Below are 24,843 nucleotides of genomic sequence, written 5' to 3' on the forward strand. Positions count from 1 at the left end.
GGCCGCCGGGGCGCTCGGGCCCATCAAGCCCAATTGGAGGGACCACCACATACTGCTGCCGCTGCCCCGTACAGAGCTCGAACTCAACCCCAACCTCTTGCCCCAGAATCCTGGGTATTGAATGCTGATCAACCCATCATATCAGTGCTTAAAGATCATAGAATACGGGGACCTTTATTTTGGAACGTGACACAATCACGCACCAGCTGAGGGTTACTTGCGGTAGTGCATGCTAGGGAACAGGGGGGGTCTTACTCAGTACGCCACTAGTTTTTAAAACTAGCGGGAGCGGGGGGTGGCTTCTTATTTTTATTTATTGCCTACTACACGGCACTCGTCAAAAACGAAGCGCTAGCGCATACGAGGACTAGCAGGGGTTATAAACAAAAACCACACTACAACTATCTAATGTGGCTTGTGTTTTTTCTTACTCGGTACGCCACTAGTTTTTAAAACTAGCGGGAGCGGGGTCTTTAACACATAAAAAAACCACACTTATTTATAAAATGTGGTTTCTTGTCTTTATTTCTTACTCTTGCCCGCCACTAGTTTTTAAAACTAGCGGTAGCGGGGGAACGACCCAAACCTAATTATATTTAAATTCTATATATATTTTATTATTTGAAGGTAATTGTGTTTGAATACTTTTAATTATTTGACCTTTTTCGTCTGTGATAAATTGGGTTTCACTAACCTCTAAAAGAGAGTCCATTTGTTGTAAAAAAACTTTTTTACTTATAATGTATCCTTTTTCATTATAATCTAAATTTACAAAAACTCCATTTTTATAATCTTTAATTGTTTTCTTTTTTATTAAATTTTTTGTGTATATATATTTATTAACCTTTAAAGTGTCTCCATATTCTATAGAGATTTCAGAAGTTAATTTCTCTCCATTACTATAAAATAACTCTGTAGTATTCCCAATTTCATCTTCATCTTTAAATTTTGAAGTAACTATTGTTTTTTTCTTTAATCCATTATCATTATAAAAATACTCGTAATTTATATTGATAGTGTCTTTAATTTTATTATCTCTATACCCAAGATATAGTCCTTTTGATATCTCATTGTTTTTTTTCCAAAATTCGGATGTTGATAATATTCCTAATTCTGAAGATTCATTCTTAGAATAAAACAAATCGCCATTATCTCTATAATAATTTGTAGATTTCAAATGTTCTTTGTTTATTATTTTCTCTTTAAAAACAATGACTTGGTTTTTATTTATCTTACTTTTTTCGATTGATAAAGTATCTATTAATGCCCCAGTAGAATCAACTTGAAATTCGTAAATAATTCTTTTTTCCTTTAGAGAATCTATTTCCTTTATTAATTCTAAATTGGTTTTGGTTTTTTCAATGCAACCTTGTAACATGATTGCTAATATTGCAAAACTTAAAATTTCTTTCATATTAAATCATTAATTTAATGGACTTATTACCCTAGAATTATTTAATTCCTTTTTGGAAGAGTCTTATTAATAGCAGCTCTTTTCTCTATTAATTCTTTCCTCTTTTTTACATTATTAACACTGTCTCTTTCATTTCTAGCAGCTCCCATTGAACCTGCCGCAATAGCACCTACACCTCCATCTTGAACTTTAGTTGGGTTGGCCATATCCGTATCAACTAATGCCTTATAAGCCTCAGATTGATTATGTGACTTTGTTATCTCTTTAGAAATAGAATCAATTTTACTCTCTAATTTTGTCACTTCTTTTCTGCCTGATTCAATTCGTGTAGTTTCAGCCTTTTCGGTTTTTACCGCTTGCTCCTTATCAAAAGCAATAACATCCATTTCCCCTTGAACTTCAACAACATCTCCTTCATCAATATTAGATTTTTCGATGCCATCTTCAACGCGGTTCTCTCCATATTGACCCTCGACCATTGCATCGACTTCCTCAAAAGTATATCCTTTGGCCTCCAAATACTGGGTATGTAATGTTGAAGCGCTATCATTAGCTTCAGCAGTAAAAGTTCCATCACCGTTATCAATCCAGTCTGGTCCCATTGGAGCCATCCCATCATAATCTTGAAAGAATATTGGATTATTGAATGCAAAATTATATGGACTAAATCTCCTCATTTGCTCAGCTAAAGGATCAATATTCATCCACCTGCCGATCGCGGGGTCGTAGTTTCGGGCAGTGATATCGTACCAGCCGAGCCCGAGCTCGTCCTGGTACTCCTTGCCGCCGAACCTTCTCTTGAGCGCAATATTCGTAGAGTTTACGCTATTGTTGTACCCCTGATGGCGCAGCCCAAAGGGATAGTAGTCTATGCGTTTTTTTCAACTACGGTCACCTTTTACAGCCTATTACTCCAAAGAGCAGCTACAAAAATTTTCTTTTTAAGAACGTATACTAAAACCACACTTTATCGCTAAAGCGTGGCTTCTTATTTTTATTTATTACCTACTCGACACGGCACTCGTCAAAAACGAAGCGCTAGCGCATACGAGGACTAGCAGGGGTTATAAACAAAAACCACACTACAACTATCTAATATGGCTTGTGTTTTTTCTTACTCGGTACGCCACTAGTTTTTAAAACTAGCGGTAGCGGGGGGAACTCCTCCATTTCTTTTTTTTTGCTATTTGTTCTGGCCATATACATGATTTTGTTGGTCTAGTTGGCAGAAACAATATGTCTATTTTATCACCATTTCTCACTTTTTCTGAAGGAAGGTCTGTAGTTATAGTTCTAGATTTTCCAATATAGGTCTTACCTCTTTCGCCTTGATACTCATAAGTCACTGTTACAGAATTTCCATATTTAGTAAACATTAATCCTATATTATCAGATATTGAAAGAATAATTCCTGTATTTAATACACCTTTTTTATATAAATATAATTCTTTCTTTATTTTTATTATTAAGATGACTAAAAAGGGTAAACCTATTAAAGGAAAAATAACAAATACTAAGCCTATTATGTGAATAGGGAATGAATATGGAGGGAATCCAACAATAATAGAACCTTTATCAGAATACTTTACTTCAATTTCTTGCCCTTTGTTAAGTTTTTTAATTCTATTCGGAGCAAAAGTCTGATACGAATCTGTTTTCGTTTCATTCTCTTTAACGTATGTATATGTAATAATTGTTGGATGTTCATTATCTATACTTACATCATAAACAGTTTCAAAACTTTCTATAACACCTTTTGATTGGAAACCTTCTTTCAATAATGTTTCGTAATCGACCTCAGTGGAATTTCCGTTAATATTAGATGTTAAAATGAGAAACGGAATTAAAAGAAACAACAATGGAATGGTAAATAATAACCCAAACATTGACAATATAGGCCTTTTCTTTATTAAAGAATAGAATACTGAAAAATCAACTTTTCTTGAAACCATATTTTTTTGCTACTTATTTATTTTAAAACTGAGCATAGTATCTTCCATTTCTGATTTGTAAATATTAAATTCAGATGACTTACAGGAAAAAGTTAGCATATATAATTTACTGTTTACAATCAAACTATGCTGAATAAAACTTAATTGAATACCATTTTGTTTTAACGTAAATACTATTCTGTGCGTTTTTCTACCATTATTAGAAATAACTTCACTTTTTGTTAATTTAGCTGCTTTTTTAATTTCCTCTTCACAATAAGGTATATAATCTTTGAAACTAATGTTTATATCCTGTGTAACTAAGTTTATATTCTCCATAAAACTATCTGTTTCAGAAGATTTTTCAGTACTCAAAATAAATTCGGCACCATCTATTTTCTCTTCCAATTTCAAATTAGATGGATAGGTAATAGAATAATCTTCCGTTTTGAACTCTTTCGCCTTTTTATCTCCTTTTGTTTGACAGTTCAATACCGATATAAAAAGAATTATAAGATATAATTTTCTATTCATTTTAACTAATGGTTATATGTTTGATACCACGAAAATAAACTATATGTTTGATAAATAAAAACCAAAACATAAACTAACTTAAGCCTTAGTAAATCAAAAAAATTAGTTAAAAAATCTTTCGCAAAAGAACTGTTTTTACCCATTTTTTCAATATCTCCTAGAATTAAAGAAATCATAAATTTTATAAGAAAATGAATAATTATTATACCTATGCTCAATTGTATAAGGTTATAAAAATATGTGTTTGGTATAAATTTTCTATCTAAATAGAAAATTTGAACAAATAAAAACAGAAATACTAAAATAGCAATACAGATAATTAGTTTTGAATTCAACTTAATATCTCCAACTAATAAGTTATAGATTAAAAAGTTAACCCCACTAAAGAGCAAAATATATAATATTAACATAAATAACTATTTTATATAAATTATGGTTTCAATTTAGCAGTTGAAAAAGAAAAACCATATTTAGCTCCAACTCCAAGCCCAATATTAGCACTCGCTCTTAATGTACCAACACCATCAACTGTTGAAGCTTCTACACCACCACCAATATGAGCACTACCAAATGACGCTCCTCTAGTCATTCCTATTTTAAATCCTCCAATTAATGGTATAGACTCAGGAATTGTAACAGAAGTAGATACTTCTCCTTTAGCAGCATATAACCCTATACTTCCTTTTATAGCAACTCCCTCTTTTCCTTCACTCACCTCTGGTGAATATACTCCAAAAGCTCCTGATGTTTCTGCCTTAAACACACTAACCTTACCCTTAGTTTCAGTAACTCCATCCTGTTTTGAGCTAAACTCTGCTTCGGCACCATAAACGGAAGCATTCCCTGACCACATATTTCCTTCGGTTGTATTTTCATAACCAGCACTAAAACCTGAAACACTGCCATTAGTCTTAGTATCCTGAGTTCTAGTTTCACCTTCTATCTTGAAACCGTTAAACCTATTGCCTTCAACATGAGCTCCTTTAGAACTAGAAGATGTAACAGTTCCAATTACCACTTCGTCTAATTGGTTTACAACGTTCTCGCCAACTACTGTTGCTGAAGTCGTATTCACAAAAGTTTTCTCATCTGGATCTATGGGGTCAGTAGGAGCCATCCCATCATAATCTATAAAAAACACAGGATTGTTAAATGCGTAATTATAAGGTGAGTGTCTACGCATCTGTTCAGCCAATGGGTCTAAGTTCATCCAACGACCTATAGCAGGGTCATAATTCCTTGCAGTTACATCATACCAGTTTAAGTCCAATTCATCTTGGAATTCCTTACCACCGAACTTTCTTTTAAGAGCAATATTAGTACTAGCAACATTCGTATTGTACCCTTTATGTTTCAGCCCAAAGGGGTAGTAGTTGTTCTCCTCCAGTATTTCAGTAGAAGCTGTGATACTACCATTACCATCACTATCCATATAACTTAGGCGTACATTCCCCAAATGGTCCTTATATTGATACACATAATTAAACCCGCCATTTCCATCAGGCTCTACATACCCTTCTGGATGGCTGAAGAATTTCAATGAACCGTTCTCGTATACATAGTTACCAGCGTACTCCGTCGTTACTCCCGTGCTCACCGTCTTTTTGAGCTTTACACCGGTCGCATCATAAATATACGAAATTGTTCCAGTATTAACACTACTTCCACCATTTAAACTTATATAAACAGGTAAGTTAAGATGGTTATATGATATCTCAACAATACCCTTATTAAAATCGTGCTTCATATTACCATTAGCATCATAGGCAAATTCTGTTGTGATATTTAAAAGATCTTTAAAACCATAAAAGTCATCTCCATTATCACTTACCATTTGAAGTTTGTTCCCACTATAAATATAAGTTAAATCGTCCATAACACCAAAATGATTAGGGTTTGTAATATCTGGAATTGTGTTTCCACCAACGATATGTCCTAACCTGACTAAATGGGTAATGTTTCCGTTTTTGTCATAATTTAAAGTTTCATTTAATTTATCTAAATTATCTACAGCATTTGTTAATCGGTTTAAAGCATCATAATCATACTTATACCAATGTAAACTGTTATCTGTATTGGCTGTTTTCCATTCTGTTTCAGCTATGTTACCATTAAACAGATTGGTCCCCCCGTGGTTATTAGTATTGTAATTGAGCTTAAAACTAAACAAATCGTTACCCAGAGTAGTTGGATTATTTATCTGTTTCAACCAGCCGCGCACATTATAGGCATAGTCCACGTCCTGCAACCTGTTCGCGCTTGAGGATTTCCCCCCGACGCCCTTGGTTTCCAATTGCCCTAACTTGTCATAGGTGTTGTCCACAAGGGTTTCCTGTCCAAGGCCGTTGATAGCCTGTTTTTGCCTCAAGAGCCTGCCCTCGTGGTCATAGACAAAATCGTCCTGGGTGGTAATTGTTGCTTGTCCCGTTTTGGTATGGGTGGCCGTCACCTTTTCCACCTTGCCGACAAAATCGAGCTTGCTGGCAACAATGTCCGTGGTCGATAGATAGCCGTTGTTACTGGCAGCATAAATGGGGCGCCCCTTGGCATCGTAGCCCGTAAGGGACGTAATCCAATCGTTGGTGGTCAGCACCTTTACCTTGGAGCCCGTGGCCAGGCCCTTGGTCAATAGCTTGTTGGCATCATCATGATTGATGACCGCCTGGCCATCGGCAGTGGCGGGCAGGCTCAGTCCGTCCCTGTTAAAGCTGTAATCGTCATAGTAGTTGACGGTGAGCACTTCCAGTCCCGTATTAGGAAATGTTCCGTTACTATAGTAATGATAGCTTCCCTCTGAGGCTAGCTTTTCTTCAAATAGGTCCTCAGAAGTGTTGGTGCTATAATAAGTATTCAGAGCAGTAACCATTTGCAGACGGGTAGCTACGGATCCATGGGTATAAATCCCCGTATAGACTACCCTGCCAAAAGCATCATATTTTGTAAATAACCACTGTTTATTGGGACGTTGCAGTGCATCCTGGGTCAAAACCGGCTGATCCAAATTATTGTACACAATATATTCCCAATCCTTGCCCGGGATTTTCTTTTCTACGAGCCTATTCCTGTGGTCATATCTATATTGATAGCCTAGGTCATCCAATTGGCTATTAACGGTGGTCAAACTAGCCGTGCTGGCATCCATTTTTGGTGGCAGCACATAGGTCAGGTTGCCATAATCGTCATATACATAATAGGTGTCATGCGCTACATTGGTTTGGGAAACCCCGTTTACTACAGAGGTCCCATAAGTGCGCTTTAATATAACACGTCCTTGTTTGTCCTTGAACTCCTCGGTGGTATGGGAGGTGCCACTAGTCCAGTTCTCATCCTTGGTGATGGTCTTATAGAGCTCGTTTGCCTCATAAAATCCATTATTGGATGCCTTTATGGCCAAGGTCGGTGTATAGGTATTATTTGCAAAGGCCAATGTGACCCCATATTGTTTCACCTCACTGGCCGTATTGGCTTGGTACTCAAACTTTATGGTGCGATCGGTATCGGACGCTTTGTTTACCACCCAGTCTGCTCCCGGAGCGCCCTGTTCCAGGATCCTGTTCAGAGGCGAGGCCTCAAGCCCCTTCTGGGAATAGGCATTGATATCCGGCAGGGCCACCCCAGTAAAGTCGTCGGCATAATTGTCCATATAGTACTGTTTGGTGGCCGTGGCCCTATCGCCCCGGTACGTGCCCGATGTGCCCGATGTTTCATGATAGGGCAGCCAGTCCTTGTCCTGCCTGCCATAGGCATCGTAATCGATGTGCGTTATGATATCCTTTTTGTCCGGGGCAGTCTTTATCCCAATGCTTTGCATGGGCCTGCCCAAACCATCAAAATAAGTGATGCTTTCCACAACATCCCCCTCTTTGGCAGTAGCCGCATTAAAAGTGGCCATGGGCGCCTGAAAACTCCGCGTGAACACATAGTTCTCGTTACTAAAGGAAAAGGGCGTATAATCGTCCAGCGCCGTCGTGGGCTCTACGATCTGTGCCAAAAAGGTACTGCCACTCTTGATCCATGTATCGGGCTTTAGGGTAATGCTCTGGGTGGCCGTTAGCGCAACGGTCCCGCTACTCGAATCTACCGTATAACTGCCGTCCTTGACTATCGTTGCTGGTGTTTGAGATAAGGCGGCCTGCGATACCAATAAAAACAAAAAGGTGTATATATAATGTCTCATGGGGCTTAGTTTTTGTAGTAGTACTTGTTCTCGCTCAATAGGTTGCCATCGGCATCCCTTACGAACTCCAAACGGTTAAAGTCATCGTATTCATAGAACATGGTGTATCCTTTGGGATCGGTCATACTCGTGACCCCCACCAAGGGAGCATACGTATAGGTACTCACCATTGCCCCAGGAAGACCCGTTCTCAATTTATTTAACTCTGTACGCATATCGGTATCCGAGGTATTGGTATTGTTAATCAAGGCCATATTTAAGTTGGCGGTCGCTACTTGTGCCTGAGTCGCATTCTCTATCTTGGCCACTGGATATTCCGAATTATAACCCCATACATAGCTAATATGTGTCCCATCTGCTTTTGAAACCTCTAACGGGTTACCATGGCTATCGTAAGCATGATTGATGAGACTGGTCTTTAAAACACTGCCTTTTTTTTGTACCTGTATAGAATCAACTATTACTTTCCCTCCCCCATTTACATTCATTTTTTTAACACTATAGACTAAAGGGGATGATTGACTGGTTAAACTTGTTTCCTCTTCAATCATAGTCGATAAATCATTATGGTTATAAAGGTATTGGTGGGCTCCATTAGGATCATTACTTCCCAATAAATCAAAAGAATATCTATAATGAACCTTTAAAGAATCCCCGTTGCTCTTATTAACTGTTTGATATCTTAATTTATGATAAACATCGTCCAACTGGTATTTTCTAACATTGGTGATCGGTTCGCCATTAGTATAGTCCACGGTTACTGTTTTTTCCAAATCTGCACGGCCAGCGGATGGATAAAAATCAGCCTTTTTAAAATATAGGGGAGTTCCCAAAGGTGGGGTTTCACCTGAGGAAGGAACATAATCACCAGTAAAAAATACTACAGGAGCAATTGAAACAGATCGGAAATTCTCAAAGCGATAGGCATCATGAAAATAAGTATCTTGTTTATATTTATATTGGTTGTTTATGCTTTTAATTAAATCGCCATTACTATTATAGATTGAATCGTTCAATAATAAGCCGTACCCCCATTGATCGACTACCGTAGGCACATAAGGAAAGGTATTGTATAGGTTAATCGGGCTATCCTTAAAATTGGTAAAATATTTCACCTCCTTTCCTAAGCTTCCATTCAAGGAAGTTGATTTCACTTCTACCCTTTTATATATTACAGGGCTACCATTCGCATAGCCTAAATCATTAATGGGGTTATTACTTCTTACAATTACATTTGGACCTAAATCAACATACGCCTCAGGGGCCGGATAATTGTAAGCACCATGTATAGAATGCCTGTTTTCATAATAAACGGTGTGTGTGTATACCGGAAACACCCCTAAGGTTCCAGAAGAAGTTCCATCGGGCATTTTATAACTATACGATTTAACAGTTACAGGATCAGGGTGAATTCCATCATAATTAAGTATTCGTTTCACTCTTAACCCCCCCACAAAGGGTTGTTTATGGGAATAGGTATGCGATGCTGTCGAGTTTTCATCTGCTTCCTGCCATGTTACCGTAACATAACTATAATAATCGCTCATGTTTTGTGTGTAAAATACCATTGAGTAGTAATGTCCTGGGATTAGGTTCGCTGTTTGAAAAGTTCCTGTACTCCCATATTGCCCACTTTGTATTTCAATTTCCTCAATAGGGTAATTGTCAGAAGTAGAATAAAATAGCTGGGCTATAACGGAGCAATTAGTACAACTACTTCCAGCTTGGATATCTATTTCAAAAGGCGTCACTGTATTCGGATCTCCATTGAATAAGAACTCTAAAACATTGGTTCCATAGCTAACATCGCTATCAATTGTCAAGATCTCTGTTTTCTCTTCATATCCCGGACCCGTTTCATTTATGGTAAATTCCTGATCTAACCGATCATCTTCTGCCTGATTGGCCTCCATATCAAAAATTGTGGCACCGCCCGTGGGATAGCTGATTTTCTTTAAACTACCGTATTTAACATAAGTACTGTCCGTATCACGACTTATCCCTGGAAGTTCCCAAATACCATGACCTAGTCCATTGGGAAAGACCTCACGTGGAATACCGCCATAAGGCGACCCATTATTATACCCCCAATGATCAAACCCTGTGCTGAAGTATGATGGTAGGCTTCCAATATATTCAAAGGTATATGGGGGCATGGTATTGGTATTGGAATCTGCAAAAGGGGTTACACTTTTTAAGGTCAACCGGTTTAAGGATTGGTCATAATCAAATAAAAAGCCCTTTTCTTTATCTTGATCATCGGTTACGGTTATGGAACTTAAATGGCCTTCATTTGGTGAAGTAGTTGAGTATTGAAAATCAACGTTGACCTCATTCGGGAATTTAATTTTCTTAACTCTCCAGGTTTGAATATTAACCGAGGAAGTATTGGAATTGAATATTTCATTACCAGTACCATCAACACGATTGTAACTTGTTTGACTTGTACTGTAACTATAGTTTGACATAGATTCTTCTTCATATTCAATATCAATACTTTTCCCTGCACTTCCTAAGGATTCAATTTTGGTCAAGAACCATGATGTCGTATAGATATGATTTGGAAGTACCCATGTTTGGGTAATCTCTGGTTTATTAAAATAATACTTTAACCCATCATCATCTGTAATGGTAAAACCAATTATTCCATCACTGATAACTCCTGTATCTCCAATATATTTTTCGATTTTAATATTGGACATATTAAGCAAGAGAAGATCTCCATTTCTTCCTAATTGGAATTTTCCGCTTTTGCCTCCAAAAGAATAGCTGAAAACATCTGCTTGGCTATCTTGAACATTTGCATACATTCTGTTAAAGGGCCTTAAATCTCTAGCAGAGGGAACGTTCCCTCCATCTTCCGTTTGTGGCGGGCTATAATTTATAAACCCAAAAGACGCTTCTTCATCGTAAATGCCCCTAACGGACCTCGATATTACGCCCCCAGCATTTAGTGCCCATCCCAATCCTTCTCGAGAAGCTCTTTCATTAACTTTAACACCTCCCAAATGGTAATCTAAAGAGATACTTAGTGCTAATTTACTTGTAGAGTTACTATACGAATAAATTGGTACTGACAAAGAAGGAACCCCTGTAGATTCACTTACGGGATAATTTCCAAATTTTTGAATAGCGCTAACTTCAGGAGCACTTGGAACAAAATTTTCCAAAGTAGGGTTTAATGTGGTAATTTCTTGAGCCAATGTGGCAGCAGATATTACGACCAAACACCAAAAAAATAGTTTTTTCATTAAAATATTGGTTTAATTATGGTTGATTTATTTTAGATCTTAAATTCGTTTTCACACATACTTGTTTTTAAGCCAATGTTAATAAAGCTCTTTTTTTGTATGGCCCCTAAGGACCAACCTAAACCCGCCCATGACGCAACATCTTCTACTCTATGACCTCCCACATGATAATTTAAGGAAAGCGGCAAACTTAAATCGCCTGCCTTTATATGATAAACTGGGATATTGATATTTGGTGTCCCTGTAAAATGCCCAACGGGCACTTCTCCATATTTAGCTATTGAAGCTGCATTAGGAATTAATGGAACCATTTTTGGCAATTCCTGCGCTATAAGCACATTCAAACAAAAGAAAAAAGAGAAAAACAAACGTGTGTTCATTGGCTTGTAATTATAGATTTTTTTAAATTAAAAAAGAAAGAATTTTACTAATTTCTTTCTTGGCTTTACTTAAAAGGATACCACTGTAAAAGTATGTGATTTTTGTGAGAAAAAGATAAGGTTTGTCCTTAGTATTTGTAAGGGAAAAACATTTTTTTACTAAGGTTTTCCTTATTTTAGAGTACCTATGATCTAGAACAGATTTACAACATTTTGTAAATGAATTGGTTATAAGAAAAAGAAGAAAAAATCAGATATTATCTTGACCTCAGCCGAAAAAAGCTCTACAAATAATCCAAAAAAAAAGATGCCTAGGTAGGCATCCTTTTTTAACATTAATTAGCTAAATTTAATCTTTATTAATGCTCATTCATTCTAAAGTCAGGGTATGCATCCATACCATGCTCATGACCATCTAATCCTTCTAATTCTTCTTTTTCAGAAACTCTTATTCCTATAGTTTTCTTCAACGTGAAGATTATAATAAACGCTGTAGCAATACAGAAAACAGCATAAGAACCAACACCAATTAATTGACTAATAAATTGATCCATTCCCGCTAACGCTCCAAAAAGGCCTACCGCTAATGTTCCCCAAATACCACATATTAAGTGAACTGCAATAGCTCCAACAGGGTCATCTAATTTAATTTTATCAACAAAACTTACCGCTAAAACAATAATAGCACCAGCAATTGCTCCAATTAAAATAGCATCTGTAGGACTCATTTGGTCTGCTCCGGCCGTGATACCAACTAACCCACCAAGTATCCCATTTAAGAACATTGTTAGATCTAAATTTTTATACATCGCCGCAGAAACTAACATCGCTACCACGCCTCCAGCTGCAGCTGCTAAACAAGTTGTAACTAAAGTTAAAGAAGTTAAACTTGGATCTGCAGAAAGCACAGAACCACCATTAAATCCAAACCATCCTAACCAAAGAATTATAACCCCAGCCGTAGCCAAAGGAATGTTGTGTCCAGGAATCGCTTGAGGTTTTCCATCTTTAAATTTCCCTATACGAGATCCTAATAACCAAACAGCTACTAATGCTGCCCATCCACCAACTGAATGCACTAAGGTTGATCCTGCGAAATCATAAAAAGGAGTTTCTAATGTTTGTAAAAATCCACCACCCCATTTCCATGAACCGGCTATTGGGTAAACAAATCCTACGTATATTATTGTGAAGATCATAAATGGTACAATCTTCATACGCTCAGCTACCGCACCAGAAACAATCGTTGCTGCTGTTGCTGCAAACATTCCTTGAAATAAGAAATCTGTCCAGTAAGTATAACCTTCATTATAAGTTAAATCCAAGGCACCTTCGGCTGTTAAAGGCGAATCTAATCCAAATCCTGCAAAACCAAAGATTCCAGACGAACCTTCAGCAAAACCTGGATACATTAAATTAAAACCAACTAAACAATATAATAGTAAGCCAATTGTGATAATAAATATATTCTTAAAAAGAATGTTTATAGTATTCTTTTGTCTTGTTAATCCAATTTCTAAAAATGCAAAACCTAAGTGCATAAAGAAAACTAGAGCTGTACAGATCATCATCCATACATTATTTGTTGTAAGTAATTCCATAATATATATTTTTTTAAATGATGATTATTTTAAAGTATCCCCGCCTTTTTCCCCTGTTCGTATTCTGTAACATTCACTAATATCCGATACAAATATTTTTCCATCTCCTACTTCACCTGTTGCAGCAGAACTAATGATCGCCTGAATAGTTACTTCCTCAAAATCATCATTTACAACAATTGATAAATATCTACGTTGAATATCACTTGTACTATACGACACACCTCTGTATACGTGTCCTTCCTTTTCATTCCCTAAACCAGTTACATCCCAGTAAGAGAAAAAGTTCACCCCAACATCGTGCAATGCCTCTTTAACAACACGATATTTTGATTTTCTAATAATTGCTTCAATTTTCTTCATGATTGTATTATTTAGTTTTAGTTTTGTTAGAAAGAATATATAGCGGCCAATGTAAAAGCAGCTAAGCTTTTTGTTGGCTCCAGATCTGAGTTAAAATAAACCTCTTCAGAATTGCTATCTAATCGTAATTCTGGTTTTATTATTAAGTTTTCTAATGTATAGCTCCCTGTTAAAGTAACCGCAAACACATTTGGCTCGTCCGTTGCACCATCAATCATCCAGTTAAAATATTCTCCACGTAAGCCGATAGAGAAATCATCAGAGGTTTTAAGTTGTGGATATAAAGCGGCACCATAAAATCCATTGCCATCATTATCTGCATAGGCACCATTAATTCCCAAGAAGAAATCATCAGATAAATCAAACCCACCTGTATAATCAATTTCAAACCCAAGAACAACACCAGAATCATAATAGAAGTTTAAAAACTGACCTGCATATCCTAATTGAGCCCCTAAAGCATAGTCTCCTGTGGTATTACTATTAACATCTGTCGCGTTCATAACAGCCAACATCAAGCTAAAATCGTCCGATAAGGCAAAATCTGCTTTTAAACCTACATGGGAAAATGGCCCGTTAGAGAATAAATAAGAAGTACTGTAGTTAAAATTTGCTGCTGGCGAAATCACTTCGTACCCTAAATATGTATTGAATCTACCTAAAGTCAATGTAGTTCCATCGGACACATTCCAGTAAGCGTACAATTGGTTTAAATTATACCCCCCAGTAGCAGCATCTGCTCTAGGTCCGAAAGCCACATCTGCAACAACCCCTGTTTTTGCACCTTCATAACTAGCTATAATATTAGCCATACCCAATGCAAAACCAGTCTCATCGGCAAAAGAAGTACCAAAAGACTGAAATTCGTCTGCATTATCTCCAAAGACGGCCCTATCTGTCGACGTTAAATTTGTTTTGTAATAGGCATCAACGGTTCCGCTTATAGATACTTTCTTCTTGGAAGTTTCTTCTTGTGCATATAAAATCGTTGCCATAAAAAGTACTGAAAGAGTAATTAATTTTTTCATAATTATTTTCGTTTTAGTTATTAATTTTTTAGTGTTTATTTTATAATCGACAAGACGAAACTATATAAAAAAATTATATACCCTATAAAAAATAGGGGTCATTGTATCATTTTTATCAATATTGTATTTTTTACCCTATTTTTTTATAGGTATAATGTTTATTATTAATATTTTTAAATTTTTAACAACCCTCTTATTTGAATGATTATCAATGTTTTCCAAATTTTAATGCTGTTATTCTCATTCATTTGACCATTTATTAGCATTAATTCACTTATATGTATTTATTCCTAAAAAATATAGATTGAATATTTATTAAAAAACACGTTTAATATTGATATATAATTATTTTTATCTCAACTTCGTTTCTATAATCGGAATAATGAAATACCCCTTATTGTTATTCAAACCTTAGTCCATACCTTAGCCCTCCAACTCAAGTTTTTAAACCAAAATTTGTTGATTATGCTGAAGAAACAAGGACTGTATTTACCCGAATTTGAACACGAAAACTGTGGCGCAGGTTTTATTTGTAATCTTAATGGAGATAAAACAAATCAAATCATTCATGATGCCTTAGAAATTCTCGTAAAGCTAGAACATCGTGGTGGTGTAAGTGCCGATGGAAAAACTGGTGATGGTGCTGGTTTATTAATTGATATCCCTCATGATTATTTTAAAAGAGTTTGTGATTTTAATATCCCAGCTCAAAGAGAATATGCTGTAGGTATGGTATTCTTACCAAAAGCATTAAACCAATACCAATTTTGTAAGGACACATTCGAAAATGAAATAAAAACGCAAGGCCTTGCTATCTTAGGATGGCGAAAAGTACCTGTTGACTCAACACAATTAGGACAAATAGCTTTAGATTCTGAACCAAATATAGAACAACTTTTTGTTGGCAAAACTGAAGACATTAGTGAAGCAGATTTTAAAGCCAAATTATACGCAGCACGTAAAATTACCGAACACACCATTAGAAAATCGAAAATTTCTGAAAGCAGTTATTTTTATGTACCAAGTTTATCAACAACAACCTTAATATATAAAGGTATCATCATGCCCGAAGATATCGGTCCTTATTATACCGATTTACAACAAAAAGATCTAGTAACCCGTTTGGCATTGGTACATCAGCGTTTTTCTACCAACACGATGCCTACCTGGGAATTAGCGCAACCATTCCGTTTTATGTGTCAGAATGGTGAAATTAATACACTTCGTGGTAATGTTAGTAGAATGCGTGTTCGCGAAGAAATCATGAAAAGTAATGTTTTTGGGCCTCAAATAGATAAATTATTCCCTATCATACTCCCCGGTAAGTCAGATTCCGCTTCTATGGATATGGTAGTTGAATTATTAACCCACACAGAAAGATCATTACCGGAAATTATGATGATGATGATTCCTGAAGCATGGGAAAAACACAAAACCATGTCTGAGGAACGTAAAGCGTTTTACGAGTACAACTGTTGTATCATGGAGCCATGGGATGGCCCTGCATCTGTACCCTTTACAGATGGGGACTATATTGGTGCTTTATTAGACAGAAATGGCCTAAGACCTTCCAGATACACCGTAACCAAAAGTGGTAAGTTAATCATGTCGTCCGAAATTGGTGTTGTAGAAATAGACCCCGAAGATGTAGAAAGACATGGTAGGTTAGAGCCTGGGAAAATGTTTCTGGTAGACATGAACAAGGGGCGCATTATTGAAGACGAGGAAATTAAAAGTAAAATTGTTTCAGAAAGACCTTATAAAAAATGGTTGGATAAAACACGATTGCACTTAAAAGACGTTCCTTATACCAGCGAAACCTGCCCCATTGAAACGATTGATATAAAAACAAGACAGCGTTTGTTCAATTATACATTCGAAGATATCCAAGAGGTTATTACCCCCATGGCCATTGCAGGAAAAGAAGCTTTGGGATCTATGGGAATTGACACGCCTTTAGCTGTTTTATCTGATAGACCTCAACTCATTTCAAATTACTTTAAACAATTATTCGCTCAAGTTACTAATCCGCCATTGGATGGTATTAGAGAAGAGATTGTAACCGATATTAGTTTAAACTTAGGTAAGGACCGAAATATTTTTAGTATCACAGAAAGACAGTGTAGAAAACTTAGAATCCAAAACCCTGTTATTTCAAATGCCGATCTAGAAAAAATAAGAAGTATTTCCATTGAAAGCTTTAAAGCCGAAACTATTGAGATTTTATACCCTAAAAACCAAGGCCTTAACGGTCTTGAAGATGCTTTAGAGAATATCATTGTTCAAGTGACCAAGGCTTTAGAAAGGGGCACCAATATTATCATATTATCAGACAGGGGCGTCAATCAGGAATTTGCGCCTATTCCTTCCCTGTTAGCATGTTCTTATGTAAATCATCAAATGAACCGTTTACGCAAGCGTTCATACTTTGATATTATTATTGAGTCTGCAGAACCTCGAGAGCCTCACCATTTTGCCACCTTGTTCGGTTACGGTGCCAGCGCCATAAATCCATATATGGTAAACGAGATCATCAGAATGCAAGTAAAAGAAGGTTTTATAACCGGAATGGACGAGCAAAAAGCCGTTGATAATTTCAATAAGGCCATAGGAAAAGGGATTTTAAAAATCATGAACAAAATAGGAATCTCTACACTGCATTCTTATAGAGGTTCCCAAATTTTTGAAATTGTTGGGTTCAATTCCCAATTTGTCGAAAAATATTTTCCTTATACCGCTTCTAGAATTGAAGGTATTGGCTTATACGAAATTGAAAAAGAAATCAACGAACGCTATAAGCAGGCATATCCGGACAACCTAATCGATAAGCGTTTGGGATTAAACATTGGGGGGGATTACAGATGGCGACGTAATGGTGAGAGACACCTGTTTAACCCGACCACTGTTGCTAAATTACAGCAGGCCGTTAGATTAAGCGATCAAGCAAGTTACGATGTATATTCAAAGGCGATCAACGAGCAATCGGAAAACTTAATGACCATTCGTGGTTTATTTGAGTTTGACAATTTAAACCCTATTCCTTTAGAAGAGGTAGAGCCCTGGACCGAGATTGTAAAGCGTTTTAAAACAGGCGCCATGTCTTACGGATCTATTTCCAGGGAAGCACATGAAAACTTAGCCATTGCCATGAACCGAATTGGAGGAAAGTCTAATTCTGGTGAAGGCGGAGAAGACAGAAAGCGTTTCCAAAAAGATATAAACGGAGACAGCAGAAACTCTGCCATTAAGCAAGTAGCATCAGGACGTTTTGGAGTAACCTCACATTATTTAACGAATGCGAAGGAAATTCAAATTAAAATGGCCCAGGGTGCAAAACCTGGGGAAGGCGGGCAACTACCTGGTGAAAAAGTGCTGCCATGGATTGCTGCTGCAAGAAACTCAACCCCTTTCGTAGGTTTGATTTCGCCACCGCCCCATCACGATATTTATTCCATTGAAGATCTAGCACAATTAATTTTCGATTTAAAAAATGCCAACCGCGAAGCCAGAATCAATGTAAAATTGGTTTCAGAAGTTGGCGTAGGGACCATTGCTGCCGGAGTTTCAAAAGCCAAAGCCGATGTGGTCTTAATTTCAGGTTACGATGGCGGTACGGGAGCTTCACCATTAACCTCATTAAAACATGCTGGACTACCATGGGAACTTGGATTATCGGAAGCACAACAAACATTAGTATTAAATGACCTTAGAAGCAGAATTGTTGTTGAATGTGACGGGCAACTAAAAACAGGTAGGGATGTTGCAATTGCAGCACTTCTTGGAGCAGAGGAATTTGGCTTTGCAACTGCTCCTTTAGTAGCCTCTGGTTGTATTATGATGCGTAAATGCCATTTAAATACTTGCCCTGTTGGGGTGGCCACCCAAGATAAAGAGTTACGTAAAAACTTTAAAGGCACACCAGAACATGTTATTAACTTCTTCTACTACGTTGCAGAAGAGTTAAGAAGCATTATGGCTCAACTTGGATTTAGGACCATGGACGAAATGATTGGTCAAACCCATAAAATCAATGCCAATAGAGCCATTAAACACTATAAAGCTAAAGGGTTGGACTTATCGAGCATCCTGCACAGACCTGCTGCATATAGTAGTATGACTATAAAAAACACCAAACAACAAGATCATGATTTAAACCATGTTTTGGATTTTAAAATTCTTAAAGACGCGCATAGGGCCCTTTATAGAAAAGAAAAAATGACTCTGGAATACCCGATCAAAAATATAAATCGTACCGTTGGAGCCATTATAAGTAACGAAATTTCTAAAATTTATGGTCACCTCGGTTTACCAGAAAACACATTGAATATTAACTTTACTGGATCTGCCGGACAAAGTTTCGGAGCTTTTGGTGCGCACGGATTAACTTTTAATTTAGAAGGAAACACAAACGATTATTTGGGTAAAGGATTGTCTGGTGCCAAACTGATTATCAAAAAACCTGCTAAAGCAGATTTCTTAGCAGAAAACAATATTATTGTTGGTAATGTATGTTTATTTGGAGCCGTACATGGACAGGCATATATAAATGGTATTGCAGGCGAGCGTTTTGCTGTACGTAACTCTGGGGCCACTACAGTTGTTGAAGGTGTTGGGGATCATTGCTGTGAATATATGACCGGTGGTCGTGTTGTGGTACTTGGAAAAACAGGTAGAAACTTTGCTGCTGGTATGAGTGGTGGTTATGCCTTTGTATTAAACGAAACGGGACAGTTCACAGATGGGCTATGTAACGAAGAGACTATAGATTTTGACCCTATTACCAACGCAGATGCTACAGAACTGAAGGAACTTATCCAAAAGCATGTAGCTTATACCAACAGTAAAAAAGGTGCGGAAATTCTAGCTGACTGGGATAATTACTTAACAAAATTTGTTAAAGTGATGCCTAAAGAATATAAAGTAGCATTGGAAAGAATTGCTAATGAAGAACCAATGGTAGAAGAACTAACAACAGCATAATGTCATGGGAAAAGCAACAGGATTTAAAGAATTTGAAAGACAAGACGAAAAATACACGTCCGTAAAAGACCGTGTAAAACATTATAAAGAATTTACGGTTCCTTTAAGTGAACCAGAATTAACAAAACAGGGATCTCGTTGTATGGATTGTGGCATTCCTTTTTGCCATAGTGGTTGTCCGTTAGGGAATCTCATACCGGATTTTAACCATATGGTACATCAGGGCGAGTGGCAAAAAGCCTCCTGGTTATTACATTCCACTAACAACTTCCCGGAATTTACGGGGCGTTTATGCCCAGCACCTTGTGAAAAATCTTGTGTATTAGGTATTATTGAAGATCCCGTGTCTATCGAAAATATCGAAAAGAACATTGTAGAACGGGCTTTTAAAGAAGGCTGGATTAAGCCGCAACCACCTAAAACACGTACAGGAAAGACGATTGCTATTGTAGGTTCTGGTCCCGCTGGTTTAGCAGCTGCCCAGCAATTAAATAGAGCAGGCCATACCGTAACTGTTTTTGAAAGGGATGATGCCATTGGAGGCTTATTACGTTATGGCATTCCTAATTTTAAAATGGAAAAGGAAATCATAGACCGCCGTATTGCTATATTAGAAGCCGAAGGTATCACTTTTAAGACCAATGTAAATGTTGGTGTTAATTATGATGTTAAGCAATTAAAAGCCTTCGACTCGGTTGTTCTTTGTGGAGGTGCCACAGAAAGACGGAGCTTACCAACTCCCGGTATTGATGCCGATGGCGTGGTACAGGCCATGGATTTCTTAACACAGCAAACAAAGGTACTATTTGGCAAAGAAGTTAAAGATCAAGTATTAGCGACCGATAAAGATGTTATTGTCATTGGTGGCGGTGATACCGGTTCTGATTGTATAGGAACATCGAACCGTCATGGTGCGAAATCGGTAGTGAATTTTGAGATCATGCCAAAGCCCCCGGGACATCGTTCGCCAACGACGCCTTGGCCTTATTGGCCATTGCAGTTAAAAACATCCTCTTCCCATGAAGAAGGTGTTGAAAGAAACTGGCTGATTAATACCAAAGAATTCGTAAAAGACGAAAACGGTAAATTAACAGCCTTAAAAACCGTTAACGTGGAATGGAAAATGGTTCCTGGTGAGCGTCCGCAACTCATAGAAATTGAAGGCACCGAAAAAACATGGCCTTGTGACTTAGCCTTATTAGCCCTTGGGTTTACAGGCCCCGAAAGCACTTTAGCAGATAAACTAGGCATTGAAAAAGATGCACGCTCTAATTATAAAGCTGAATACGGAACATACCAAACGAATATTCCTAATATCTTTACCGCAGGCGACATGCGTCGTGGGCAATCATTGATTGTTTGGGCTATTTCCGAAGGTCGTGAAGCAGCTAGACAAGTAGATCTTTATTTAATGGGGAAATCCAATTTGCCTTCTAAGGATGTTAGTGGGGATTTGGTTGCTTTATAAGAAAAAAATAATTGAAGTTTAGAAAGCTATTGGTGCTGGTAACACCTACCATTAGCATTTTTAGTTGTTCGCTTACATCTTGAACCTGATTTGGTTTTTCCTGAACACTGAACACTCATTACTTTTCGTGTTTGTTCTTTTGTTGTTAAAGATTTTGTAGAAGAGGCTTTATTTCCCGATTCACTTTTTGTAACCGGTTTACATACTAAACATGCTTGGTAACCTAAAGCTATTGCTTTTTCTAAAGTGATTTCTTTTTTGGAATATTTGAGGTATCTGCAATTGTTTTTGTGGTACTTTTTTCCAGTTTTTGTTATGTAAACGGTTTGTGCTGTCGTACAAAAAGAAAAAGCGATGCATATTATAAAAAGAAATATTTTACGGGCTTTCATGGTTTAGGCTTCTTTTTGTTATCCCGCCATTTCCAAGGTGGTATGGCATGTTCGTCTTGCCATAATCCTACTTTATTTGACCTAGCGAGGTCTTCTAGATCTTTTAAATAACTGTCTTTCGAATACTTTATGTAACGCCATGCCAACCCTTGTTTTAAAAGTTCATGACCTAAATTTAACGAATCGTCGTAAATGACATGGCATATAAAACGGCCATAAAGATCCTTTTTTAAAGATTCCAACTTTATATTTTTATTGAAAATAGCTTGCGAGGTAAATTGTTTAGCTTTCTCAGAATAAGGTTGTTTTTTTTCTGGACAGTCTATGTTTGCTATCCTTATTTTTATTAAAACAGAATCTTTTTTTAATAGTTTGAATGTATCGCCATCAGTAATACCAACTATTTTACCGAGAATTTCTTTATCTTGAATTTGGTTATCAACAATTAAAACTAATGATTGAAAAGTGATAAATACGACCGATATGTAATGTTTGAACATTTACTTACTCTACAGGAACCCTAACCTTGGTTTCATTAATATTCATTCTTGTTTTATCCAAAGTTACATATTGTGGTTCTTCTTTCTGCCTATTGTAAGTAATATTTTCAAAAATCTTGATTTCTTTTACCACTAACACTTTTACATCAACCTCAACTGGTGTCAAATCATTATCATTATATAAACAAATATAGAAAGTACCGTTATTAGGACGGTCTTTTTTACCATAGGAGTTAATTACCTTGCCTCTATCAAATAAAGAAAACTGTTGGTAATTCATAAATAATTCTACATTTTGATAATCATTTACAAAAAAATATTCAATATCACTACCTGTATTGGCTACTATCAAATCTGTTACAGCACCTACTGCATAGGCCCCTAAAGGAGAAGTATAGGTTTTGGCTAACCCTTTAGCCATATCGCCTATCATTTTTGCATTTCTTTTATATGCCTCTTGAGATTCTTTTCCAACACCAATCCAATAAGACCATGTTATTAGCTTTTCTTCTTTAAATTCTGATGATACTATTTGAGGAAGGTCAACTTTTAAGTAGGTTCTGCTTTTATTAGGATTAAGGATAGAATGTACTTTTTCTAACCTGTCTAAGAATAATACCTCTTCGATTTTTTTTTCTTTTAGTTCTCTAACTGTTTCTTGGTATTTGATGGTTTTATAACCTACTAAACTATCTTGTTGATATGCTGTATAAGTTGTATCTCGCTTAATTTCCCATTTCCAATTTGTATTGAAGTTTTTTGTTAAATCACTTGCAGGGATTCGATAAATTTTAATCTTGCAAACTTTTCTGGTAATTGAGGAGCTATAAAACCTAAATTTATAGATGCCCTTATTTCTAATGTAAATACTCTTTTTATTAATTTTCTGAGCTTTAAACTCTGTGAAAATTGAATATGCAGGCATTTCGATTAGCTCTACTTCCTTAATGTGTTTTCCTTTAACCATTTCCATTTCGAAAATAATTTCATCACCTTCTGCAAAACTGAAATAAAGTTCTTTAGTTTGGTCTAAGTCTAACATGATTGTTGATTCATTAACTAGAATAGGACTATTTGAATAGCAGAAATTAGATGCAATAGAAACAATAAATAATAAAAATAGATTTGTTTTCATATATAGTCTCATTCTAATGTTGTACCATCTGCAAAAATAATTTTTTCTGGTTTCCAAACGACTTTAATATCTTTTAGATCCTTATTTCTTAAAGCCTTGTCACTGTCGGTAAATTGATTATAATCTGTTTGAGCATTATAAGTTACTTCTAATCCAGCATCAATGGGCTGGTCATATACCAAATTTAAGGACTTTATAGTTTCATCAAATAAATTTGTGAATGTAATGGAGCCTTTAATTGCTCTGATGTTTTTATCAGACTTATTATGTATAATAAATTTATATGTTATATAATCTTCATAATCATACTTAGTGAATCCTTTAGAAAAACATGATACCAAAACGCTTTCTGATAATCGCTTAATTCTTTCATTCTCTAACTTTAAGGCTTTGGCTGCTAGTTCTCTTTGTTCCGTTTCAATTTTTTCTTGTTCCTCTTTCCATAGTTTTCCTTTTTCTAATATTTCAAAATAAGTCATTTCCTCAAGTTTTTCATCTTGAAGTTTTAACCTTATCATCGTTCCTGCTAAAAGTGCCATTTCGGAAGAGTCTATTTTAGTTTTTATCTCTTCGATATCTTCCTTTGCTGTTTCTTCGCTAAACTTTTTCTTTAACGGTGAAGAGCAAGACAACAATAGTATTATAATTAAAAATGTAAGTGCTTTTTTCATGACAATAATTTATTTGTTATTTGATTTATAGTTTTGAAGAGCTATTCCTTTAATACTTGATTAAGTGCTACATCTTTTGCTACTCCGAGTATAGCTTTATCAATAATATCCTGAATCAATTTATCAACTATTGCTGTTCTAAATCCAAGTTTTATTGCAAACACCTTGCATAATGACATTTCTCTCTTATCAATTCTACCATCGATTAGCATTACGGTAACCAAATCATATATTTGGTCAAACCTTTCAGCATTAGTTTTTGGAGCATAAAAACTAATCTGTTCTGGATAATCAATAACCCTTTGAACTTCATCTTGAGACATGTAACATTTTCTGGCTAAACCCATAATAAAATCAAATTCAATATTATCAAGTTTTCCATCAGCCATCGCTAAAGCTAATAAGTTTTTAAAATGGCTCTTCCTCTTCTTTTTATCAAAACTTTCGAATAATTCTTGTAGTCCCATACTATTAACTTTGTTTAAGTGACTCAATTTTACTTTTACCTTCTATGAATACAGAATTTACAGTATTGTAATCCTTTAAAAAAATTGTTGCGCCATTACCATATCTTTCCAACTTCATGTACCAAACTAATTTATTTTTACTAACATAATAGCCTAATTGAAAGCCATCATCGGTTATGAATTTGTTTTCTAGATAATCTGATGCTGTGTTGGAAGTATCTATTAGCGAAGCTTGTTGTAAAGTGGATAAAGCTTTTATTATTTCGATTAAGTCTTCATAAGCTATGGATACAACTTTGGTGTCGTATTCTCCTTTTTTTGATATTTGCAAAAAATACTCTTGCCTATCACCACTTATTATTTTTCTGATTTTAGAGTCTGCAGTACCATAACTTAATTTAATTTTAGGCAACTCATAATCTTCAAACTTTAGGATTACTCCAGTCTGTGATACAAAATTTAACATTTTAGACTGCTCCTCTTTTTTTTCCTGACTAAAGATGTTATTAGTTAAAATAAATACTAATAATATGATAATTGTTTTTTTCATA

General features: G+C 36.1%; 18 protein-coding genes. 2 read left to right on the plus strand and 16 right to left on the minus strand.

The window, feature by feature from the left end; genetic code table 11:
• Positions 1-586: 586 nt before the first annotated feature.
• From PQO00_RS13870 to PQO00_RS13915, 10 genes are all read right to left on the minus strand, one after another.
• Complete coding sequence (locus tag PQO00_RS13870; RefSeq protein ID WP_274185447.1) at positions 587-1,414, minus strand: hypothetical protein; 828 nt, start codon at positions 1,412-1,414, stop codon at positions 587-589.
• Between the two features lie 41 nt (positions 1,415-1,455).
• The gene (locus PQO00_RS13875) at positions 1,456-2,286 is read right to left on the minus strand and encodes an RHS repeat-associated core domain-containing protein (protein ID WP_337992851.1); all 831 of its coding nucleotides are present in this window, start codon (positions 2,284-2,286) and stop codon (positions 1,456-1,458) included.
• A 270-nt stretch (positions 2,287-2,556) separates the two neighbouring features.
• Positions 2,557-3,366, minus strand: a complete 810-nt coding sequence (locus PQO00_RS13880; protein WP_274185448.1) for a hypothetical protein — start codon at positions 3,364-3,366, stop codon at positions 2,557-2,559.
• A gap of 9 nt (positions 3,367-3,375) precedes the next feature.
• Positions 3,376-3,879, minus strand: a complete 504-nt coding sequence (locus tag PQO00_RS13885) for a hypothetical protein (protein ID WP_274185449.1) — start codon at positions 3,877-3,879, stop codon at positions 3,376-3,378.
• A gap of 430 nt (positions 3,880-4,309) precedes the next feature.
• Positions 4,310-8,056, minus strand: a complete 3,747-nt coding sequence (locus tag PQO00_RS13890; protein WP_274185450.1) for a DUF6443 domain-containing protein — start codon at positions 8,054-8,056, stop codon at positions 4,310-4,312.
• Between the two features lie 5 nt (positions 8,057-8,061).
• A complete protein-coding gene (locus PQO00_RS13895) occupies positions 8,062-11,307 on the minus strand; it encodes a hypothetical protein (protein WP_274185451.1) in 3,246 nt (1,081 codons plus the stop codon).
• A gap of 32 nt (positions 11,308-11,339) precedes the next feature.
• Positions 11,340-11,687, minus strand: a complete 348-nt coding sequence (locus tag PQO00_RS13900; RefSeq protein WP_274185452.1) for a hypothetical protein — start codon at positions 11,685-11,687, stop codon at positions 11,340-11,342.
• A gap of 359 nt (positions 11,688-12,046) precedes the next feature.
• Positions 12,047-13,288 (minus strand): ammonium transporter, encoded by a 1,242-nt coding sequence (locus PQO00_RS13905; RefSeq protein ID WP_274185453.1) that lies wholly within the window; start codon positions 13,286-13,288, stop codon positions 12,047-12,049.
• 24 nt (positions 13,289-13,312) lie between these two features.
• The gene (locus tag PQO00_RS13910) at positions 13,313-13,651 is read right to left on the minus strand and encodes a P-II family nitrogen regulator (protein ID WP_274185454.1); all 339 of its coding nucleotides are present in this window, start codon (positions 13,649-13,651) and stop codon (positions 13,313-13,315) included.
• A gap of 26 nt (positions 13,652-13,677) precedes the next feature.
• Positions 13,678-14,679 (minus strand): outer membrane beta-barrel protein, encoded by a 1,002-nt coding sequence (locus PQO00_RS13915; protein ID WP_274185455.1) that lies wholly within the window; start codon positions 14,677-14,679, stop codon positions 13,678-13,680.
• Between the two features lie 465 nt (positions 14,680-15,144).
• Between PQO00_RS13915 and gltB the strand changes: the two genes are divergently transcribed.
• Both gltB and PQO00_RS13925 read left to right on the plus strand, forming a co-directional pair.
• A complete protein-coding gene (gene gltB / locus PQO00_RS13920) occupies positions 15,145-19,659 on the plus strand; it encodes a glutamate synthase large subunit (RefSeq protein ID WP_274185456.1) in 4,515 nt (1,504 codons plus the stop codon).
• Between the two features lie 4 nt (positions 19,660-19,663).
• Complete coding sequence (locus PQO00_RS13925; protein ID WP_274185457.1) at positions 19,664-21,127, plus strand: glutamate synthase subunit beta; 1,464 nt, start codon at positions 19,664-19,666, stop codon at positions 21,125-21,127.
• Positions 21,128-21,153: 26 nt separating this feature from the next.
• Here PQO00_RS13925 and PQO00_RS13930 read toward each other — a convergent pair whose 3' ends face one another.
• Genes PQO00_RS13930 through PQO00_RS13955 form a run of 6 tightly spaced genes read right to left on the minus strand, consistent with a single transcriptional unit; the run spans position 21,154 to position 24,842 of the window.
• Positions 21,154-21,519 (minus strand): hypothetical protein, encoded by a 366-nt coding sequence (locus PQO00_RS13930; protein ID WP_274185458.1) that lies wholly within the window; start codon positions 21,517-21,519, stop codon positions 21,154-21,156.
• A complete protein-coding gene (locus PQO00_RS13935) occupies positions 21,516-22,019 on the minus strand; it encodes a thermonuclease family protein (protein WP_274185459.1) in 504 nt (167 codons plus the stop codon). Before PQO00_RS13935 ends, PQO00_RS13930 begins: the two co-directional genes overlap by 4 nt.
• A gap of 4 nt (positions 22,020-22,023) precedes the next feature.
• Positions 22,024-23,154: a hypothetical protein gene (locus PQO00_RS13940; protein WP_274185460.1), complete on the minus strand. Its 1,131-nt coding sequence runs from the start codon at positions 23,152-23,154 to the stop codon at positions 22,024-22,026.
• Positions 23,155-23,162: 8 nt separating this feature from the next.
• Complete coding sequence (locus PQO00_RS13945; RefSeq protein WP_274185461.1) at positions 23,163-23,825, minus strand: hypothetical protein; 663 nt, start codon at positions 23,823-23,825, stop codon at positions 23,163-23,165.
• Between the two features lie 41 nt (positions 23,826-23,866).
• Positions 23,867-24,292, minus strand: a complete 426-nt coding sequence (locus PQO00_RS13950; protein ID WP_274185462.1) for a hypothetical protein — start codon at positions 24,290-24,292, stop codon at positions 23,867-23,869.
• A 4-nt stretch (positions 24,293-24,296) separates the two neighbouring features.
• Positions 24,297-24,842, minus strand: a complete 546-nt coding sequence (locus PQO00_RS13955) for a hypothetical protein (protein ID WP_274185463.1) — start codon at positions 24,840-24,842, stop codon at positions 24,297-24,299.
• Between the last annotated feature and the right edge of the window lies 1 nt (position 24,843).

This window comes from Flavivirga sp. 57AJ16, from assembly GCF_028736925.1.
In the GTDB taxonomy this organism is placed as follows: domain Bacteria; phylum Bacteroidota; class Bacteroidia; order Flavobacteriales; family Flavobacteriaceae; genus Flavivirga.

Excerpts from the sequence above, each read along its gene's own strand:
- PQO00_RS13905 (WP_274185453.1), bottom strand. The coding sequence starts at position 13,288 with ATGGAATTACTTACAACAAATAATGTATGGATGATGATCTGTACAGCT.
- gltB (WP_274185456.1), top strand. The coding sequence starts at position 15,145 with ATGCTGAAGAAACAAGGACTGTATTTACCCGAATTTGAACACGAAAAC.
- PQO00_RS13910 (WP_274185454.1), bottom strand. The coding sequence starts at position 13,651 with ATGAAGAAAATTGAAGCAATTATTAGAAAATCAAAATATCGTGTTGTT.
- PQO00_RS13955 (WP_274185463.1), bottom strand. The coding sequence starts at position 24,842 with ATGAAAAAAACAATTATCATATTATTAGTATTTATTTTAACTAATAAC.
- PQO00_RS13925 (WP_274185457.1), top strand. The coding sequence starts at position 19,664 with ATGGGAAAAGCAACAGGATTTAAAGAATTTGAAAGACAAGACGAAAAA.
- PQO00_RS13945 (WP_274185461.1), bottom strand. The coding sequence starts at position 23,825 with ATGAAAAAAGCACTTACATTTTTAATTATAATACTATTGTTGTCTTGC.
- PQO00_RS13880 (WP_274185448.1), bottom strand. The coding sequence starts at position 3,366 with ATGGTTTCAAGAAAAGTTGATTTTTCAGTATTCTATTCTTTAATAAAG.
- PQO00_RS13895 (WP_274185451.1), bottom strand. The coding sequence starts at position 11,307 with ATGAAAAAACTATTTTTTTGGTGTTTGGTCGTAATATCTGCTGCCACA.
- PQO00_RS13930 (WP_274185458.1), bottom strand. The coding sequence starts at position 21,519 with ATGAAAGCCCGTAAAATATTTCTTTTTATAATATGCATCGCTTTTTCT.
- PQO00_RS13935 (WP_274185459.1), bottom strand. The coding sequence starts at position 22,019 with ATGTTCAAACATTACATATCGGTCGTATTTATCACTTTTCAATCATTA.
- PQO00_RS13890 (WP_274185450.1), bottom strand. The coding sequence starts at position 8,056 with ATGAGACATTATATATACACCTTTTTGTTTTTATTGGTATCGCAGGCC.
- PQO00_RS13950 (WP_274185462.1), bottom strand. The coding sequence starts at position 24,292 with ATGGGACTACAAGAATTATTCGAAAGTTTTGATAAAAAGAAGAGGAAG.
- PQO00_RS13940 (WP_274185460.1), bottom strand. The coding sequence starts at position 23,154 with ATGAAAACAAATCTATTTTTATTATTTATTGTTTCTATTGCATCTAAT.
- PQO00_RS13900 (WP_274185452.1), bottom strand. The coding sequence starts at position 11,687 with ATGAACACACGTTTGTTTTTCTCTTTTTTCTTTTGTTTGAATGTGCTT.
- PQO00_RS13915 (WP_274185455.1), bottom strand. The coding sequence starts at position 14,679 with ATGAAAAAATTAATTACTCTTTCAGTACTTTTTATGGCAACGATTTTA.
- PQO00_RS13870 (WP_274185447.1), bottom strand. The coding sequence starts at position 1,414 with ATGAAAGAAATTTTAAGTTTTGCAATATTAGCAATCATGTTACAAGGT.
- PQO00_RS13885 (WP_274185449.1), bottom strand. The coding sequence starts at position 3,879 with ATGAATAGAAAATTATATCTTATAATTCTTTTTATATCGGTATTGAAC.